At 38.7% G+C, this 19,169-nt stretch carries 14 protein-coding genes; 2 read left to right on the forward strand and 12 right to left on the reverse strand.

Annotated elements, in window-relative coordinates; translation table 11 throughout:
• Nucleotides 1-256 precede the first annotated feature (256 nt).
• Both FCS21_RS08410 and FCS21_RS08415 read right to left on the reverse strand, forming a co-directional pair.
• Entirely contained in the window at nucleotides 257-1,504 is a 1,248-nt protein-coding gene (locus FCS21_RS08410; RefSeq protein ID WP_138622357.1) for a malic enzyme-like NAD(P)-binding protein, read from the reverse strand.
• A 463-nt stretch (nucleotides 1,505-1,967) separates the two neighbouring features.
• Nucleotides 1,968-2,798 carry an outer membrane protein OmpK gene (locus FCS21_RS08415; protein WP_138622359.1) on the reverse strand — a complete coding sequence of 277 codons (831 nt, stop codon included), beginning with the start codon at nucleotides 2,796-2,798 and terminating at the stop codon, nucleotides 1,968-1,970.
• A gap of 216 nt (nucleotides 2,799-3,014) precedes the next feature.
• On the opposite strand from FCS21_RS08415, the gene FCS21_RS08420 reads away from it, so the two are divergent.
• Complete coding sequence (locus FCS21_RS08420; protein ID WP_138622361.1) at nucleotides 3,015-4,136, forward strand: pyridoxal-phosphate-dependent aminotransferase family protein; 1,122 nt, start codon at nucleotides 3,015-3,017, stop codon at nucleotides 4,134-4,136.
• Nucleotides 4,137-4,790: 654 nt separating this feature from the next.
• Here FCS21_RS08420 and FCS21_RS08425 read toward each other — a convergent pair.
• The 9 genes from FCS21_RS08425 to xdhA all read right to left on the reverse strand — a co-directional run bounded on the left by FCS21_RS08425 (nucleotide 4,791) and on the right by xdhA (nucleotide 16,085).
• Complete coding sequence (locus FCS21_RS08425) at nucleotides 4,791-5,414, reverse strand: TetR/AcrR family transcriptional regulator (protein ID WP_246047133.1); 624 nt, start codon at nucleotides 5,412-5,414, stop codon at nucleotides 4,791-4,793.
• Nucleotides 5,415-5,810: 396 nt separating this feature from the next.
• A complete protein-coding gene (locus FCS21_RS08430) occupies nucleotides 5,811-7,001 on the reverse strand; it encodes a urate hydroxylase PuuD (RefSeq protein ID WP_138622364.1) in 1,191 nt (396 codons plus the stop codon).
• Between the two features lie 548 nt (nucleotides 7,002-7,549).
• Nucleotides 7,550-8,869 carry a guanine deaminase gene (gene guaD / locus FCS21_RS08435; RefSeq protein WP_138622366.1) on the reverse strand — a complete coding sequence of 440 codons (1,320 nt, stop codon included), beginning with the start codon at nucleotides 8,867-8,869 and terminating at the stop codon, nucleotides 7,550-7,552.
• A gap of 242 nt (nucleotides 8,870-9,111) precedes the next feature.
• Nucleotides 9,112-9,453 (reverse strand): hydroxyisourate hydrolase, encoded by a 342-nt coding sequence (gene uraH, locus FCS21_RS08440; RefSeq protein WP_118056131.1) that lies wholly within the window; start codon nucleotides 9,451-9,453, stop codon nucleotides 9,112-9,114.
• A 37-nt stretch (nucleotides 9,454-9,490) separates the two neighbouring features.
• A complete protein-coding gene (gene uraD, locus FCS21_RS08445; RefSeq protein ID WP_138622368.1) occupies nucleotides 9,491-10,000 on the reverse strand; it encodes a 2-oxo-4-hydroxy-4-carboxy-5-ureidoimidazoline decarboxylase in 510 nt (169 codons plus the stop codon).
• Nucleotides 10,001-10,112: 112 nt separating this feature from the next.
• Complete coding sequence (alc, locus tag FCS21_RS08450) at nucleotides 10,113-11,165, reverse strand: allantoicase (RefSeq protein WP_138622370.1); 1,053 nt, start codon at nucleotides 11,163-11,165, stop codon at nucleotides 10,113-10,115.
• Between the two features lie 155 nt (nucleotides 11,166-11,320).
• Nucleotides 11,321-12,211 carry a xanthine dehydrogenase accessory protein XdhC gene (xdhC, locus tag FCS21_RS08455; protein ID WP_138622372.1) on the reverse strand — a complete coding sequence of 297 codons (891 nt, stop codon included), beginning with the start codon at nucleotides 12,209-12,211 and terminating at the stop codon, nucleotides 11,321-11,323.
• A gap of 24 nt (nucleotides 12,212-12,235) precedes the next feature.
• Nucleotides 12,236-14,608, reverse strand: a complete 2,373-nt coding sequence (gene xdhB, locus FCS21_RS08460; RefSeq protein WP_138622374.1) for a xanthine dehydrogenase molybdopterin binding subunit — start codon at nucleotides 14,606-14,608, stop codon at nucleotides 12,236-12,238.
• The gene (gene xdhA, locus FCS21_RS08465; protein WP_138622376.1) at nucleotides 14,601-16,085 is read right to left on the reverse strand and encodes a xanthine dehydrogenase small subunit; all 1,485 of its coding nucleotides are present in this window, start codon (nucleotides 16,083-16,085) and stop codon (nucleotides 14,601-14,603) included. The genes xdhB and xdhA overlap by 8 nt, the downstream gene beginning before the upstream one ends.
• A gap of 651 nt (nucleotides 16,086-16,736) precedes the next feature.
• Here xdhA and FCS21_RS08470 point away from each other — a divergent pair.
• Entirely contained in the window at nucleotides 16,737-17,957 is a 1,221-nt protein-coding gene (locus FCS21_RS08470; RefSeq protein ID WP_222927961.1) for a dipeptidase, read from the forward strand.
• A 387-nt stretch (nucleotides 17,958-18,344) separates the two neighbouring features.
• Here FCS21_RS08470 and FCS21_RS08475 read toward each other — a convergent pair whose 3' ends face one another.
• Nucleotides 18,345-19,166, reverse strand: coding sequence for a substrate-binding periplasmic protein (locus FCS21_RS08475; RefSeq protein WP_138622378.1), 822 nt, complete (start codon nucleotides 19,164-19,166; stop codon nucleotides 18,345-18,347).
• Nucleotides 19,167-19,169: the final 3 nt, after the last annotated feature.

Here is a 19,169-nt window from a genome sequence, read left to right on the forward strand (position 1 = left end):
TGAAAATATTGCTTAGTAGAGGCTTACTCATACTGGATTTGTACAATATATTTTGAAGGATTATAAAGTAATTTTATCGAATTAAATAGAGTAGATACGAATGATTCGTTATTGCATGTGGTTTTTTAGCAGGGGAGCGATATAAATAAACTAACTATCGAAGTCATTATCAAACGCAGTGATAAAAAAGAGTCATTAAAAAGCCGCTATAAATAGCGGCTTTTTAAATATAACGCAATGGTTAGTCAAGTATTAGCTAAGCATCTTGCATATAGTTATCAGGTAAAGGTAAAACAGCAACGCCTGAATCAACAGCAGCTTTAGCAACTGCTAGAGCAACGTTTTTACATAATCTTGGGTCCATAGGACGTGGAATGATGTAGCCTTTACCAAATGATAATTGTGTTTCGCTGCCAGCTTCTAAAACACTTGCAGGCACTTCTTCTTTAGCAAGCTCTCTGATTGCGTGTACAGCAGCTATTTTCATTTCGCTGTTAATTTTACGCGCTCTTACATCTAAAGCACCACGGAAAATAAACGGGAAACATAATACGTTATTTACTTGGTTAGGATAATCAGAACGACCAGTCGCCATGATTAAGTCATCTCTAACACTATGTGCTAAATCAGGGTGTATTTCTGGATCTGGGTTAGAACAAGCAAATACGACAGGATTTGGCGCCATTTTCTTTAACTGTTCAGCAGATAATAGGTTCGGACCAGATAAGCCTAAGAATACATCGGCACCGGCAATAACGTCATCTAAAGTACGCTTATCTGTGTTATTAGCAAATAATTGCTTATATTCAGTTAAGTCATCACGACGAGTGTGGATAACCCCTTTTCTATCTAGCATGTAAACATGTTCACGGCTAGCACCACACTCTATAAGTAGTGTCATACATGCGATAGCGGCTGCACCTGCACCTAAACAAACGATGTTTGCATCAGCAATATCTTTACCTTGGACTTCAAGAGCGTTGATCATTGCTGCAGCAGTTACAATGGCTGTACCGTGTTGATCATCATGGAAAATTGGAATACTACAACGTTCATTAAGCGCTTTTTCAATAATGAAACACTCTGGTGCCTTAATATCTTCTAAGTTAATACCACCAAAGCTGTCTGCAATACAAGCAACAGTGTTGATAAACTCTTCAGTTGTTTTATGCGTTACTTCAATATCGAATGAGTTAATTTCAGCAAAACGTTTAAATAATAAAGCTTTACCTTCCATTACTGGTTTTGATGCCATAGGGCCTAAGTTACCTAAACCTAGTACAGCAGTACCGTTTGAAATAACAGCAACGGTATTGCCTTTAGCAGTATATTTATATACATCATCAGGGTTTTTAGCAATTTCGCGGCAAGGCTCAGCAACACCAGGACTGTATGCTAGTGATAAATCAGCGCTTGTTTCGGCTGGTTTGGTTAGGGCAATGGAAATTTTACCTGGAGTTGGTAAAGCGTGATAATCCAGAGCAGCTTGTTTAAAATCAGACATTAGTTGACCTACTTTATATAGTTATAAGATTAAAATACGGTTATATGTTAAGGGGGGTACTCAATACACTCGTGGGGAGTAATGCTTGAAGACCAAAATTTTTCTTAATAAAATTACATTGTTTTTACTTCAAAATACTTATGATAACTCGGTAAAATGCAGTGACTACTCATAGAACTGCATTGTAGGCTTGCTCGTTGTGGTGAATGCTAGGTTGAAGAGTGCAAATTCTACCAATAATAGCGAAGCGCATTGATTATATGGCTAAGTTGTCTTGTATACAACGAACCAAGTACTATGTGTTAGCCTAATTCGATCTATACAGCGTAACGTATCGTTTAGATCAGTCATTGCTGCTATTTTATAACAGCTGTTGCTCTGTGCAGCTAAGCCGACAAGTATCCCACCTGAACGCTTTAAGACTTAACTGCTTACTTGTTTCACATAGTTATGTAATAAGTTATTAGAAGCGCCATACCGCTAAGAATTGCACGGTATTGTCATCAACATCTTTAGCACCTAGTTTATTCTTAAAATATTGATACTCAATACCAGCAAATAAACGGTTAGATTCAGTACCAATTAGTTCACCTACATCTAGGCGAACTTGTGGTTGGAATAATATCCAAGATTCTAATTCCGTAGTACCAAAGTTGCTAACTTGCGTACGACCATCGATGTATTCTAAGTGACCTTCAATACTCCAACTTGTTGACCCCAGCTTAAAGGGATAAGCCCAAGCAAAGTCGACCATAAAACTAGAGTCTTCATCTACAATAGCAAATGGTCCTTTGAAAGTATTAGCTACCGATGAATCAGCACCATTTGCATGGATAAATGCAGACACATTCAATGTCGCAAAAGCAAAGCCGGGTAAATCTAAAGCGAAAGTTACCCCAGGTAGTACCCAGGTACTATCAACTTCAGGTGCGTAGTTTACGCCCATTACTAGCCCAATGTCTTTTACAGGACCAAAAGATAAATCGTTACCGGTAATAGCACCTAAACTAAAGTTTGAATACCACTCAGCATACATTTCAGCACTGTCGGCTCTGCCATCTTTACCAGAGTATTGCGCACTATCTACGAAAAAAAAGTTATCACCGTACTCCCAACCACCCGCATATTGAAAAGTAGTTATAGTACCGGTTGATTGGCCGCCATTAGCAGCTGTTTCAAACTCACCGCCTGCTTGTAATTGTACTTCTGTATTTCCCCATGTCTCTGCAGAAGCTACTTGAGCAGTTAATGCTGCAGTTAATGCCAGAGCGGTAAGTGTTGTTGAAAATTTCATATTGTTCCTAACTCATGTTGTTACTAGTAATGTAAATTAATTTACTCGATTTTAAAAATTTTATTTTTTTAATTTTTTTTAATTTTAAAATTTTTTATTTTTTTTTACAAATTTACCCAACTTGACACCTGTGTCAGCTTGAGATTAACTAAGATACATCAGGTTGTTTTGTAAACACAACTAATTATTAACACTTAAATATAAGGCGAAGTAATCATGACGTTTAAATCATTTAATCCACCAGAAAGAATCTTAATGGGCCCTGGCCCATCACAAGTTAGCGCACGTGTTCTTTCTGCTCTAGCTAGACCAACGATTGGTCATCTTGATCCTGAGTTTGTACGTATGATGGATGAAGTAAAAAGCTTATTACAATATGCATTTAAAACTAAAAATGAATTTACAATTGCGTTGTCAGCTCCTGGTTCTGCAGGTATGGAAGCATGTTTTGTAAACTTAGTAGAGCGTGGCGATAAAGTGATTGTTTGTCGTAATGGTGTGTTTGGTGGCCGTATGGTAGAAAACGTCACTAGATTAGGCGCAGAAGCTATCATCGTTGACTCTCCTTGGGGTCGTGCGGTTGAAATTGATAAAGTACAAGCGGCTTTAGATGCTAACCCAGATGCTAAGTTTTTAGCCTTTGTACACGCTGAAACATCTACGGGTGCTGTCTCAGACGCTAAAACATTATGTAAAATGGCTCAAGACAACGACTGTTTAACAATCGTTGATGCGGTAACATCTTTAGGTGGTGTAGAGCTTAGAGTAGATGACTGGGGCATTGATGCTATTTATTCTGGTACGCAAAAATGTATGTCTTGTGTACCTGGTATATCACCAGTATCGTTCAGCGATAAAGCGGTAGCGGTAGCTAAAAATCGTAAAACACCTATTCAAAGCTGGTTCTTAGACCAAACATTAGTAATGGCTTACTGGGGCGGCGCTGGTAAGCGTAGCTACCATCATACCGCACCGGTAAACTCTTTATATGCGCTTCATGAATCGCTATTAATGGTTCAAGAAGAGGGGATCGAGAACGCTTGGGCACGCCATAGAGCACAGCATGAAAGTTTAGCTAAGGGATTGAAAAAATTAGGTATTGAGTTCATCGTACCTGAAGATGAGCGTTTACCTCAGCTAAACACTATCCACATCCCTGAAGGCGCAGACGATGCTAAAGTAAGAAGCTACTTATTAGAGCATTACAACCTTGAGATTGGTGCTGGTTTAGGTGACCTTGCTGGTAAAGCATGGCGCATTGGCCTTATGGGTCACACGGCTCAAAGTGAAAATGTTGCCTTATGTTTAGCGGCACTAGAAGATGCATTAAACCAATAAAACGTATCTAAAAAGCTTTATTAATGAAAAAAGATCACTTTTTAGTGGTCTTTTTTTTCGCATAGTGAAATATAAAAGGCTTTTTTTGTGGAATCCTAATGATTGTATTTCCATATAGTGAAATAAAAAACCTTTTTTAGTCTCGGTTTTTTTAGCTTATTTTACATCATGAAATATAAGCGGGCTGTTTTTTTCTATATGATGAAATATTTTTTACTTTGATGTTCTGCCAAATATAGTACTTAATAACTTTACACATACTCGCTAGCATCAAGTTAAGTGTTCGTGATAACTCTGCCATCATGCTAGTTTGCAGTGTAGATTTAAGCGACCTTTGATTAAGTCATTTTTACCTCTAGCTGACGGCTAAGTAACCTTATACGGATTGATCGTAAGAGTGTCGTTATAGAGCCTTTCGCTAGGAGCATATTATTACAGGGTGAAGGTGGTATTAAAGCTAATATAGCAGGTGATTGCCCATTGATGAGACAGGGCTATTGACAGTCATTGATACGTAATACCGTGACCTGAGCTCGCTATAGACCAAGTGATAGTGATTTACCACTTACGGTCAATGTGAGCTTGTTGCGTATACTATGGTAGGTAGGATAACAGCTCAACGCTTAGCGCTTAGCTGTTATAGTAGGGGCTGAGTTACTTACTTAAGCCACAACCTTTTAAAATGATAGTGGTGAGTGACTTTATTACCTCATCAAAGTCATCATCACTCATCGCTTCTTTACCAAAGCCGGCTAAAATTTGTAAATTGAAATCAGCATAGTGCTGTGTTGAGCTCCAAATCAGGAATAATAAATGATGCGGGTCAATGGCATCTATTTGGCCTCGTTTTATCCACGTTTCAATGACGGTTACTTTTTTATCTAACCATTGCTTAAAACCGGTGTGTAAATAATCTTTCAGGATGGGTGCACCGTGGATAACTTCACTAGCAAAAATTTTAGAGCCATCTGGATCATGCTTAGCGTGCATAATTTTTTCATGAATATAAGCGGTAAGAATTGTTTTAGGATCATCATCAATACTTAAGGTATCAAAACTAGTATTCCAGCTGACTATAATTTCGTTGAGCAATTGTTGGTAAAGGTCTGTTTTATCAGCGAAGTAGTAATGGATATTTGCTCTAGGGATCCCAGCTCTTTCAGCTATACGTTTAATTGAAGCACCTTTGAAGCCATGAGTTACAAACTCTGTTTTAGCGGCATTCAAAATCAGTGCAACATTCTTTTTACGAATTTGTCCGGTTGATTCTTTTTTCACCTGCACAGGTACCTTATAAGTTATCTTAACAACAAGTTCAGCGTACAGCTATAGCACTATTTTACCTACGAAGACTGCATAACTAGTGTATAGATTGGCTTAGTTAAAGTCATCTATTCAGCGCTAGTGGTATGTATCATGTTATTTTAAAAGGGGATATGAGGCAGAACAGTTATTAAGATGTGTTTACAGCTATGTCGGCTCAGTTCTCATCGTTAGCTATTGTTTAAGCGTTCGCTATTTTCATTATAAATAACATGCTTGTCGTATGAAAAATTATATAAGCGTTCCTAGCTAGTATGAGAATGTAGTGTTTTCTATGGGGTCATTACTTATTATTTAAGAGGTGAGGGCCCGCAATACGGGCACCTCAGCCTCTACATTTTTATCTGTTTACTATTTTTGCTGGTTTATCCAAAGTGACAGAGTTAAACGTTCTTCATCTGTTATCTTTGTTTTATTCATAAACGGCATATCTTTAGAGTTGACTGCACGCGCTTCAATTCTTGGAGCCCACTGCTTAATAGAAGCAATGTCTGTGAAGATAACGCCACCTTGTGGAGACTTGAACACATCATCAGTAGGTACTTCTGCATGACAAGCGCTACAACGCGTTTCAATAATTGATAATACTTGTGCATCAGTAATAACTTGTTGCTTTTGCTCTGCAGTAATTTCAACCGTTTTTGGAGCAATTGCATAAGCAAGAGCGATAGTAGCAATAACAGCACCGATTAATACCATAGGTTTTTGCTTACCAAAGTGACGTAAAACAAAGTACTGACGAACAGTTGCAGTAATTAAGATGATTGCCATTAACACTAACCAGTTAGCACTGTGGTTATAAGTAATTGGGTAGTGATTAGAAATCATAATAAACAATACAGGTAACGTGATGTAAGTGTTATGCGTTGAACGTACTTTAGCGTTAAGGCCATATTTAGCATCAGGCTTAGTACCTTCTTCTACCGCTTTAACTAGGGCGCGTTGTGATGGCATGATACCAAAAAACACGTTACCAGCCATGATAGTACCTAAAATGGCACCCATATGCATGTAAGCACCACGAGCACTAAATACTTGCGTTAAGCCGTAAGATAAAGCTGTGATAATGGCGAATAAGATAAACGCTAATACTAAACCGTGGTCTCTAAGCTTAGTTCTTACTAAGATTTCATAACTACCTACACCAGTAATAATAGCACCTAGCCCAAGGCCAATTGCTTGCCACTGTGTTAAATCTTTAACGCGAGGGTCAATTAAGTAAGACTCAGCGCCAACATAAAACATAAGTGATAATAATAAGAAACCAGTGATCCATGTGGTGTAAGCTTCCCACTTAAACCAATGTAATAATGGTGGCATTTTTGGTGGTGCTAATTTGTATTTTGCTACTTCGTAGAAGCCACCACCATGGATAGCCCAAAGGTCACCAGAAACACCTTTTTCTTCTTTCCATTCAGGCGGTTTTTCAAGATGGTTATCTAACCAAACAAAATAAAATGAAGCACCGATCCAAGCGATACCTACGATTAAATGTGCGAAACGAATGATTAAGTTTAACCACTCAGTAATATACGGGTCCATAGTTCTTCCTTTTGTACGCCTACTCGTAGCAAGCGTTTTATAATTTTATAATTAACTAAATAGGGGTTGAATATTCATTTTTCTTAGTGATGTTGCCTTAACGTATGAGGGCAACTTTCTGTTAGACGTTACAGATACCCGTTATAGCAAGTAGCCTAACTTATTGATCGCTTAGTCAGTAATAAAAACGTAGAGGAAGATATTGATTGCAGAGAATGGTTCATCCCTTGTCAAAATCAATAACATTGCTTATAAGTTTTTTACAACTCACTCTTCGGAGTTCAGTCACAAGTTTGTAGTATCAAAAGTGTATCAACTATGTGCTTGTTCTAAACTCTCAGGTAGAGTGCTAAGCGGGTCAATAAATTAATCCGCTTGGTATTATACAAGTATTCATTTCTTAAGTGATATTGCCTTAACTCAGCGAAGGCAACTTTCTGTTGAACGTAACTGGTACACTTTATAATGTGTTCACCAATGATATGTGCGCTTAAATTTGGCTCAGATATATATAATCACCTAAGATGATCAAAATTAATAGCTTTTTATTAAATTTTTTCACCCATAATGTGGGTTGCTTTTACATGGCGGTCATCACCGAGCATGCTCAAGACAAATAATTTCTCTGTTAAATTCTTACAACGAGCTATGCGTTTTGCCATTAATGGCGTCGCATTATAGTCAAGTACAATAAAATCAGCTTCAGCGCCTTTGACGAAATTACCAATAGTCCCTTCTAAATCTAGCGCAATAGCACCGCCTAATGTGGCTAAGTAAAATGATTTAAATGGGCTTAATTTATTACCACGTAATTGTTGTGTTTTGTAGCCTTCATTCAATGTGGTTAACATGGAGAAACTTGTACCCGCGCCAATGTCTGTACCTAAACCAACATTGACATCAAACGCTTCAGCTTGTTGTAAGTTAAAACAACCACTGCCTAAAAATAAATTTGATGTTGGGCAAAATGCCACAGCTGAGTTGGTGTCACTTAAGCGCTGACACTCATGATCGTGTAAGTGTACGCCGTGAGCGAACACACTACGTCGGCCTAATAAGCTACTCTTGTCATAAACATCAAGGTAGCCGTCACTGTCTGGAAATAATTCACTTACCCAAGCTATTTCATTTTTGTTTTCTGATAAATGGGTATGCAAATAAACATCAGGGTATTCTTTTAATAATTCACCGGCTTTGTTTAACTGCTCGGTTGAGCATGTTGGCGCAAAACGTGGTGTTACCGCATATTGTAATCTGTCGGTATTATGCCATTTTTCGATCAGTGCTTTACTGTCGGCGTAGCCAGATTCAGTGGTATCTTTAAGGTCATCAGGGCAATTTTGATTCATCAGTACTTTACCGCAAATCATGCGTAATTTTTTCTGTTGGGCAATGGTAAAGAAGGCGTCGACAGATTCTTTATGAACCGTACCGAAAACCAATGCCGTTGTTGTACCTGCATCTAATAATTGTGTTAAGAAAAACTCGGCAACGCGTTTACCGTGTTCAATATCAGCAAATTGTTTTTCTTCTGGGAAAGTATAGTTTTCAAGCCACTCTAGTAATTGCTCACCATAAGAGGCGATCATTTCAGTTTGCGGGTAGTGCACATGAGTATCAATAAACCCTGGCATAATTAAGCCATTTTCATAGCGGCTAACGTCAATAGTGTCGGGTAATGAAGCTAATAGATCGCTGGCATTGCCGACGGCGTCAACCAAACCATCTTTTATTACTAAAAGGCCATCCTCAAAATATTGATAGCTTGCTTCTTCAGCGACTTTAGCTGGATCGGCGACAAAATGCAGTATTTCACCGCGATATGCTTTTGTGACATTGTGAGTTGCTATAGACGTTATTGTAGACATAGTTATTACCTGTTGTTTATTTATTTTATAATTATATTGATAATCTTTTAGTGGAATGACTAATTTATTTTTATGGTTTACTTTTGATAGGCAAATAAAAACCAGTAAAGTAACAGAAAATAGTAAGTAAACGCTTTATGCTGTTGCTATGTATTCAGTTTTTACTGGCTTGACACTTTTTCTTAATGTATTTACTACACCGGTATTACGCTAGCGTTGCTTTAGTAATACCGGTATTGTTATTAGCTACCGCGGTATGTTGAGTAACCGTAAGCAGTTAACAATAATGGAATATGGTAATGCGTACCACTTGCATCGATTTCAAAAACGATATCAACGTAAGGGTAAAAACCTTCTTCTTTATTTGCTTCAAAATAGGCCGCTGTTGCAAAATGCATGCGGTAAACGCCAGCAGGTAATTTTTCATCATCAGCTAATAAACCGGGTAAACGACCGTCGTCATTAGTAACGCCGCTATTGATTTTTGTCCAGCTGTCACCGTTTTGAGCAAACAAAGTAATAGGTACATTTGTTGCTGGTAAACCACGGGTAGTATCAAGTATGTGAGTAGTAATTTGGCTCATGTTATTTCCTTAAGTTATAGATAAAGTGAGTTTGTTATTAACCTTCAGCTAAGGCTTTATTAATGCGAAGTTGAAAGATTTTACGTTGTTCTTCAGCAGCATTTACAATTTCTTGCTCTCTGTTATTTGGTAAACGAGCTTGTAATAAATCTGACATTTCTTTGGCACTTTTTCCTGTCGCACAAATAATGAAGATAAAACCGAACTTTTCTTCGTAGTCAGCGTTGCCTTGAGAAAGCACTTCAAGTACTTCGTCATTAGCTTCTTTAACTAGACCTTGTTCGTTACCTGCTAATTCTTTAGTGTTGGCATACTTAGCACGTAAGCTACTTACGTCACCAATTTTTGGGTGACCTTCAAATGCTTCAAAGTAATCTTGTTCTGTTAAACCTTTCCAAGCCTCATCCGCTGCTTGTGTTAATGCTTCATGACTTGCAAATGGACGAGCTTCGACCATTCTGGTAACCCATGCGCTTGAAGTGCAACACTGCATAAACATATGGTGTGCATCTTTTTCTGGTAGTTGGTTTAAATCTTCTAGTATCATATTTTGGTTCCTTTCATCAGTTCTACTAAACAGTAGCAACTGACTTTAATGGCTTTAGTAACTATGCGGTTAACACAGTGCAGTTAGGTTAATCTTGCTAAAATGACGCGAATTAACCTTGGCGATTACCTAGCACTCGCATACGAGAAATACCCCCATCAGGATAAATATTTAAACGTACATGAGTAAAAGGTTGATTTTTTTCAGTAATAATTTCTTTGGTAAACACATGTTCGCGATGAGCATGTAATTTAGTATTTTGAATAATGGTTGTCCAAGTTCTGTTTACGGTATCGTCAGTAAAATCATCGTTATCACTAATACAGCCTTCGAGCATAAAGCTGTCTGGAAAGTTTCCTTTAAAGTGACAAGTATCTATGATGACTTTATTGACACTGCCAGTAGCAGCAAGTTTTATAATTGACCAATCGGGATCTGGGTTGCGACTACGCTTAGTTTGCCAACCATCGCCCATGTTAACACCACGACCAGGCATAATGAGATTATTTTTATTGCTAAAAAACATATCACTGGCTAATAAGGCTTTAGCACCATTACTAATTGAGGCTAAATTAATCAGCTCACCGTCGACAAAATCGTCCCAGTTAACATAAGCTTCACCATATACGCGAAAACGGGCAATTCCGCCATCAGGAAACATACGTAAACGTACATGAGTCCATACGGTATCATTGGCTATTTCAAACAGATTTTGGCTATGCGCTTCAATGTCAGTGGCTTCAAAAACGGTGTGCCAAACGGTATCTTTGTCTGGTTGCATTTCACTAACACAGGCTTCCACTGAGACTTTTTCTGGCGCATTACCACGAAAGTAATTAGTATCAATATCAAAGGCGCGGATAACACCACGAATGCCTAAACGAATGATGCACCAGTCTGAATCTCGGCCATTATTACGACCATAACTTCTGCGTGATTCCCAACCGTCCATCCATTTACCGTGTTCAGTAAATTTTTCGGCAATAAAAACCCCACGACCTGGCTTTAATAAGTTTTCCATTTTAGCAAAAAAATCATCACTACACGACAATGTTTCACCGCCAAGGCGCTCGCTAGCCAAATCGATATAGTGAGTCTTTAATTTTTGCTCTAATAGTGCATCAGTAGCAGATAACTTATTTTGTGCGAACCAATCTTCAATCATTACTTTATTTATCCTGTTAAGGCATTTTATTCCGTTATTTTAGTTGCTTACGAGCAAAGCCCAGAAGCCTTATTTTTATATCTTATTGTACTTACCTAAAATATAAGCCTCAGTAGTAAACTAACAAAATTAACGATACTGCCAACGTTCACGCGTTAACAGGCTTTTGCTTGAGGCACTAAGTCTTTTAGTTCTTGCCAAGCGATACCTTGTTTAGTGCTTTGTGACTTGGCATTTTTTTGTTTATTGGCGTTAGGATTAGCTAATACTTGCGCCGCTTGATAGCGCTGTATTATTTCACCGGCGACCGACACCGCAACTTCCATCGGCAATTTACCTTGTACTTGTGCTAAGCCAATAGGACAGTTCATTTTATCTATTAAGCTTTTAGCAATATCGCGGTGTTGAAATCTTTGCTGAAAACGTCGCCACTTAGCATCAGAGGCAATTAAACCTAAATAAGCAAAATCAGCACGTTTTAAAATATTATGACTAATGTCGTAATCAAGCTGATGGTTATGTGTCATGACTATGTAGTAGCTATTAACTGACATCAGTGATACTTCTTCCGCCGGGTTTTCACTCACTACTGCAGTGACATTGTGGTAATTGTCAACGTCGTTAGGAAACTGCTCTGCGCGACTATCTACCCAGGTGATGCTACAAGGTAAACCAGCCAAAATAGGTATCAGCGCTTTACCTACATGACCGGCACCAAATAACATAATGTTGGCCCCACTAGCACTAAAGCATTCAAATAACACGCTAGCATTGCCGCCACAACACTGACCTAATTGTGCCCCTAATTGAAAATGTTCTAGGTGCTGACAGGCATCACCCATCGTTAATAGTTGGTGAGCATGCTTAATCACTTTATGTTCAAGATGCCCCCCCCCTATGGTGTCAAAAATATCATCACGACTGATCACCATTTTGGTGCCACTATTACGCGGTGTTGAACCTGTTACACCAACAATTGTGGCAATAACATAGGCTTGTCCCTGTTTGTTTAATTGATGTGCAGCGCTAGCCCAATTCATTTTCATGATGATACTCCTCACACTAGCGAATTACTTCGCTGCTCTTTTTATTGCTTCAACAGCAAAGAGTACACGCTCAGGTGTTGCAGGCGTATCAAGTGTCGGGCTAGTCTTGTAATCATTAACACTAGCAATAGCATCTTTTAGTGCAGACCAAACTGACATACCTAGCATAAATGGTGGCTCACCTACCGCTTTAGAGTTGTAGATAGTGCGCTCACCATTAGGCGCATTAGGTACTAAGGCGACGCGAAAATCTTCAGGAGCATCATTAATCGCGGGGATTTTGTAGGTAGCAGGGTTGTTTGACAGTAAACGACCTTGCTCATTCCATACTAGCTCTTCAGTGGTTAACCAACCCATACCTTGCACAAAAGCACCTTCGATTTGACCAATGTCAATCGCGGGGTTAATGGACGAACCCACATCTTGTAAAATATCGGTACGTACGGTTTTGTACTCACCAGTTAAGGTATCAATAATGACTTCAGATACGGCAGCACCTGTGGCGAAGTAGAAGAATGGACGCCCTTGACCCGTAGCACGGTCAAAATGAATCTTCGGCGTTTTATAAAAACCGGTAGAAGATAATGACACACGACCCATGTAAGCGATTTGTGAGAACTCGGCAAAACTAAAGCTTTGTTCACCGACAATCACATGATTGTTTTCAAACTTAACTTGCGCTGCCTCTACTTGATATTTTTCACAAGCAAAGTCGATTAAGCGCTGTTTAATGGTTTTAGCGGCGGCTTCCGCTGCTTTACCATTTAAGTCGGTTCCTGATGAGGCGGCTGTTGGCGACGAATTAGGTACTTTATCAGTACGAGCAGCAGAGATAGCGACTGTGTCTACATCCACTTGAAATTCTTCGGCAACAATTTGCGCAACTTTAATATTTAAACCTTGACCCATTTCACTGCCACCATGGCTTAAGTGAATGGTGCCGTCAGTATAAATATGCACTAGTGCACCGGCTTGGTTTAAATGTTGAACCGTAAATGAAATACCAAATTTAACTGGTGTTAAGGCAATACCTTTTTTCAATATACTGCTGTTAGTATTATATTCCGTAATTGCTTTGCGGCGAGCTTGGTAATCTGAACTTTGTTCTAATGATGAAATAATTTCAGACAAATTGTTATGTTCAACGGTTTGGTGGTAGTGCGTTTCGTTACGTTCATCTTTACCATATAAGTTGATTTTACGAATGTCTAACGGGTCTTTACCTAGGTGGCGAGCAATGTCGTCCATGATCATTTCAATAGTCATCATACCTTGAGGACCACCAAAACCACGATAAGCAGTATGAGACACTGTGTTTAGTTTACAGCGATTACCGGTAATGGTTGCTTGGTCTAAGAAGTAAGCATTATCGGAGTGGAACATGGCCCTATCAACAATCGCATCAGATAAATCAGGTGAGTAACCACAGTTACCATTGACTTCAATGTTAATGCCCTTGATTTGACCTTGTTGGTCAAAACCAACGGTGTAGTTGTTTTCAAAGGGATGACGTTTACCTGTCATCACCATATCGTCTAAACGCGCTAATTTAAATTTAACCGGGCGTTTAGTGACATTCGCTAATAAAGCGGCAATACAGGCCCAAGGCGCTGCTTGAGTTTCTTTACCACCAAAACCACCGCCCATGCGGCGCATATCTACTAGCACCTTGTTTAGCGGAATATCTAACACTTCAGCAACTAGCTTTTGCACTTCACTTGGGTGCTGTGAAGAGGTGTAGATATTCATGCCGCCATCTTCAGTAGGCTCAGCCGTAGAGACTTGACCTTCAAGGTACATATGTTCTTGACCACCAACGACAATTTCACCTGATAATTGGTGAGCGGCAGTAGCAATAGCGGTATCTGAATCACCACGTTTCATGCTAAAAGGAGGGCGAACAAAGTTTTGTTTCGCTAAGGCATCTTTTACGGTTAGTACCGCTTCAAGCTCTTCATACTCTACTTTAGCTAATCTTGCCGCTTTACGGGCAAGATCGTAACTTGTCGCTGCGACAGCAAATAGTGGTTGACCAATAAATTCAACCTTACCAATGGCTAAGACGGGGTCACCTGGAAAAACAGGGCCGATATCAGTATGACCAGGCACATCTTCAACCGTAATAACAGCAACAACACCCTCGGCGGCTTTTACCGCAGATAAGTCCATTGACAGGATATTAGCGTGTGCCATGGTAGATTGACCGACATAAGCGTGTAATTCACCACGTAATGCTGGGCGATCATCAACATAAATCGCTTCACCGGCGACGTGTTTGTCGGCACTATCGTGTTTTTTAGAGCGACCAACACCACCTAAACCAATATTGTCTTGACCTTTAACAACACTTTTATCTGTATTTGAACTTGCTTTTTTTACATCAATTAGACTACGCATGATTCACCACTCGAGTTTCAATAACTTTTCTTGTCTTAGTGCTTTGCAGCTCCAAGTAGCACTTTTCAATTAAGTTTTGCGCTACGGTCATACGATACTTATCTGAAGCACGTACATCGCTCATCGGTTGAAAGTCAGTTGCTAAGGCTTTTTTAGCTTGGGCAACGCTTTCTTTGGTAAAATCTTTACCTAATAATGCCGATTCTGCTGCTAAGCCTCGTTTGGGAATACCTGCCATACCACCAAAGGCTAATCGCACCTTGGTGATTTTTTGTCCGTCTTGTTCAGTTTCTTGTTCAATAAAGAAAGCGGCTAATACCGCAGAGATGTCATCATCAATACGTTTAGATATTTTATAAAGTTTTAAGGTTTGTCCTGCTTTAGGTTTAGGAATTTGAATGGACTTAATAAACTCTGACGGTTGAATAACCGTCTTTTTGTAATCAATAAAGAAATCTTCTACTAAAATAGTACGTTCTTGACCATCAAGGTGTAAGGTCATGGTCGCGCCAAGCGCAATTAACGCTGGCGGCATATCACCAATTGGCGATGCGTTACCGACATTACCACCTAAGGTACCGGTATTGCGTACTTGCTTAGAGCCAATGCGTTCAATCATTTCTCCTAAGTCTGGGTAATAATGATGTAAGGTATCAATGAACTCACTATAAGGCAGAGCTGCACCAATAATAATGTCAGAGTCTGTTTCTGTTAACGTGGTTAATTCGGCCACGTTACCTACATAAATTAACTTATCAATTACCGCTAAATTTTGTGTAACAGACAAGGCTAAGTCAGTACCACCAGCGACTAACTTTGATGTTGGCTCATTGGTTAACTCTGTCGCTAACTCATCAATATTGGTTGGCGCGATGAAGTTATTACCGTTACCTACTAATGAAGGCGTCGGTAGTTTTTGTAACTCATTAAGCGAGGCAACGGTTTGTTGGTAGTGTTTAGCAAAAGAATCTTCTGCAACACCTTCACTAGAGGTGATTGCCGCTTCAATAATTGAACGATAACCCGTGCAACGACACAAGTTACCCGCCAATGCTTCGAGTACTTCAGCGCGATTAGGTTTGTTATTTTGCTTATGTAAGGCAAATGATGACATCACAAAACCAGGGGTACAAAAGCCACACTGAGAGGCATGGTTATCAACCATAGTCTGTTGGGCGTGATGTAACTTAGCACCCTCTTTCAAATCTTCAACAGTAATCAATTGTTTACCATGAATGCTACCGATAAAAGTGATGCATGAGTTGATTGATTTGTACGTTAATTGGGCTGGGTTTTCAGGATCTAGTTCAGCGAGTACCACAGTACAAGCACCACAATCACCAGAAGCACAACCCTCTTTAGTACCTGTTTTAAATTGCTCTTCACGTAAGTATTGTAACACTGTTGTATTAGGGTCTAGGTTAGCTATTTCAACTAACCTATTGTTTAACAGGAATTTTATTTTATTTTTTACCATTATTATACCCGCTTTCATTTTAGTTTTTAGTATGGTTTTGAATATCCGTATCGAATAACTATAGCAGAATGATTAGTTGACACAAGTGTCAACTTTGTATTTTGTTATAATTTTATTCTAATAACGAACTAAAACTGACCTTAATTTGGGGTGATAGTGGTCTAAAATAATTACTGTTTAACAATGAATCTTTTATAAAACAGAGAACCTTTAGAATGAATGTATATAGAGCCTATAACCAGTTTGGTAATAGCTATTAAATTTTATTCTATAAGATAACTTGTATTAGTAAACTACTTTTCATGGTAATCCCACTATGTGGAATTAAGTCAGGCAACTATGCATTTGTACAGATATCAAGCACCTTTTTATCTAACTATCTTGCTTACCTTTTGCGTTGATTTATTGCTTAAAAATAGAAAAAGACGCTTCACTTTTAACTCGTTTATTAATGAAAAATTCCATTCACCTTATAAAAACTTACTTTTACCTTTATTTAAGGCTTATGCTTTGACTTTATTAGTGGGCATTGGCAAAGTAATTTTTTCAATAGCAAAAAAGATAAAAATAATGCCTCAAAAAAATACTAACTTATGCTCGCTAACAGCCAATAAAACCACTCAAAAAGCTTCTGGTAAACGTACCTTCTTAATGACGATAGTTGCTTTATCATTAGGCATGGCGTTAAGTGCTTGCCAAGCACCTACTACACACAGCGAGCATAACCCTACTGTTACAGCTAACCAAACATCGTTAGCTCAAGTTATTGCTAAAAAGTATATTATTACTGATGGCCACATTGATGTGCCTTATCGTTTAGAAAATGAATTTGAAAATGTTGCTGAGCATACGGCACATGGCGATTTTGATTTTCCCAGAGCACTTTCTGGTGGCTTAGATGCACCTTTTATGTCGATATATATCCCCGCTTCACTTGAGCAAACTGGCGGTAGCAAAGCACTCGCTGATAAGTTAATTACCATGGTTGAAGATATCGTTAATGACTCACCTGATAAGTTTGCTTTAGCCTATTCAACGACAGACGTTGAAGAAAACTTTGCCAAGGGTATTATTTCACTACCAATGGGCATGGAAAACGGTAGCCCTATTGAGGGTGATTTAGCTAATCTCAAACACTTTTATGATCGCGGTATTCGTTATATTACCTTGACGCATTCCAAAGCTAACCATATTTCAGACTCTTCTTATGATGAAGCGCGCCCAGCAGGCGGCTTAACTGACTTTGGCAAAACACTAGTGACCGAAATGAATAATATTGGCGTAATGGTTGATGTTTCTCATATTTCAGACGATGCTTTTTATGACGTAATGGCATTAAGCAAAACCCCAGTTATTGCGTCGCATTCATCGGCTCGTCATTTTACTCCGGGGTTTGAGCGTAATATGAGTGATGACATGATTAAAGCACTGGCGAAAAATGGTGGCGTTATCCAAATTAACTTTGGCTCTAGTTTTATTAACCAAGAAGCGATTGATTACGGTAAGACACGCAAGGCGGCTATTGAAGAATTTATAGAGCAAAATAATGTTGAACAAAACAGTGAGGCGGTTGCAGCCTTTAAAGCGGAATATAAAATTAAGCACCCTTATCCGTTTGCTAGTCTATCGGATGTGCTAGACCATTATGATCACGTCGTTAAGTTAGTCGGTATTGATTATGTCGGTATTGGATCTGATTATGATGGCGTTGGTGATAGCTTGCCGCACAATCTAAAAGATGTCGCTTCTTATCCTAACTTGATTGCAGGTTTATTAAAGCGCGGTTATAGCGAGCAAGATATTGCTAAAATACTGTCGGGTAATGTAATGCGTGTTTGGCAGGCCGTTGAGAATTATGCAGCAAAACATTAAGCAGTAAATCATTAGCAGCTCTCATTAATAGAGATTAATGAGAGTTGTTTTACCAATTAATACCAATTCTATTAAATTTATTCCTAACTCAGAGCTGTATTAACGAGCTTAGAACAAGCAAAATTTGTTAATTATAGTTATTCTATATTTCATCAATTTTGTGCTGTTATCAGTTTGTTAATAAGCTCCCAAGGGCGAGTACCTAATAAAAGGTAAAGGCTTACATGCGGCGTTATAGATTTTGACAAGGACGCTACATGGAAGTAGCTTATTAGAGAATGCAGGAGCACATTCTCCTGAATAACCATTCTCTTCAATCAAAGCCTTGCCTCTAAGCCTTTTAATTCTCGCTGAGTGGGAAATAACTTAATAGACTTGGTATCACTATCACTGCCAATCAGTTACGCCATATTTTAAAAGTATTTTTTTTAGTCGGCCAGTTTTTCTAAGTGTTATTAAGCCCTGATTAAAAATTTGCACCTGTGCTTCACTCAATAACGGTGAAAAACCGACAAATAAAGGGGTAAATCCTCCTTCTGTGCCAGCATAAACAATTGTCGAGCTACTGGGTGACTTTACTGGTGCCGATTCAGTTAACAACTTTGATAATTGATATTGCACGGTAAACCTTGAATCCAATACAATATCTAAGCGCCCCATCTTGAGCATTTCAAGTTGCTTCAGTAAGGGGGAATTACCACTGGCGCGGAATACATGGTTAACATTTTCTGATAGTAATTGTGATATTTTACTACCGTATTGATAACCATTAATGATACCTAAAATAGCATTGCTCTTTAACTTAGCATCTAAATCATCAATCGTGGTAAAACGCCATTTCTCAGCAGAACGAACATAAAAGTCATTGTATAAACCACCGAAAGCCATCTGACTACTTTGTAGATTGAAATCAGTAATATGCTGGGCTGTTAAAGCGAGTAATAGGTCTACTTCACCCTTTTTAGCAAGGTCTAATGCTCTTGCTAAAGGGATTAAGTAAAACTTTACTTTAATGGCGTTATTCGCCGCTATTTCTGTCACTATTTCAACTAAGAAGCCCGGCAAGGTATCGTCCTTACAAACATAAGGACACCATTCATCAGAAGCAATAACTAAGGTTTTTGCTTGTACAGTTTTAGTGATAATAGCTACCGATAGCGTAAAATAAATCAGGCTAAAATAAAGTAAGTGTTTAGCGACTTTTATCATGCT

Origin of the sequence: Colwellia ponticola, from assembly GCF_005885605.1 — a bacterium.
In the GTDB taxonomy this organism is placed as follows: Bacteria; Pseudomonadota; Gammaproteobacteria; order Enterobacterales; family Alteromonadaceae; genus Colwellia; species Colwellia ponticola.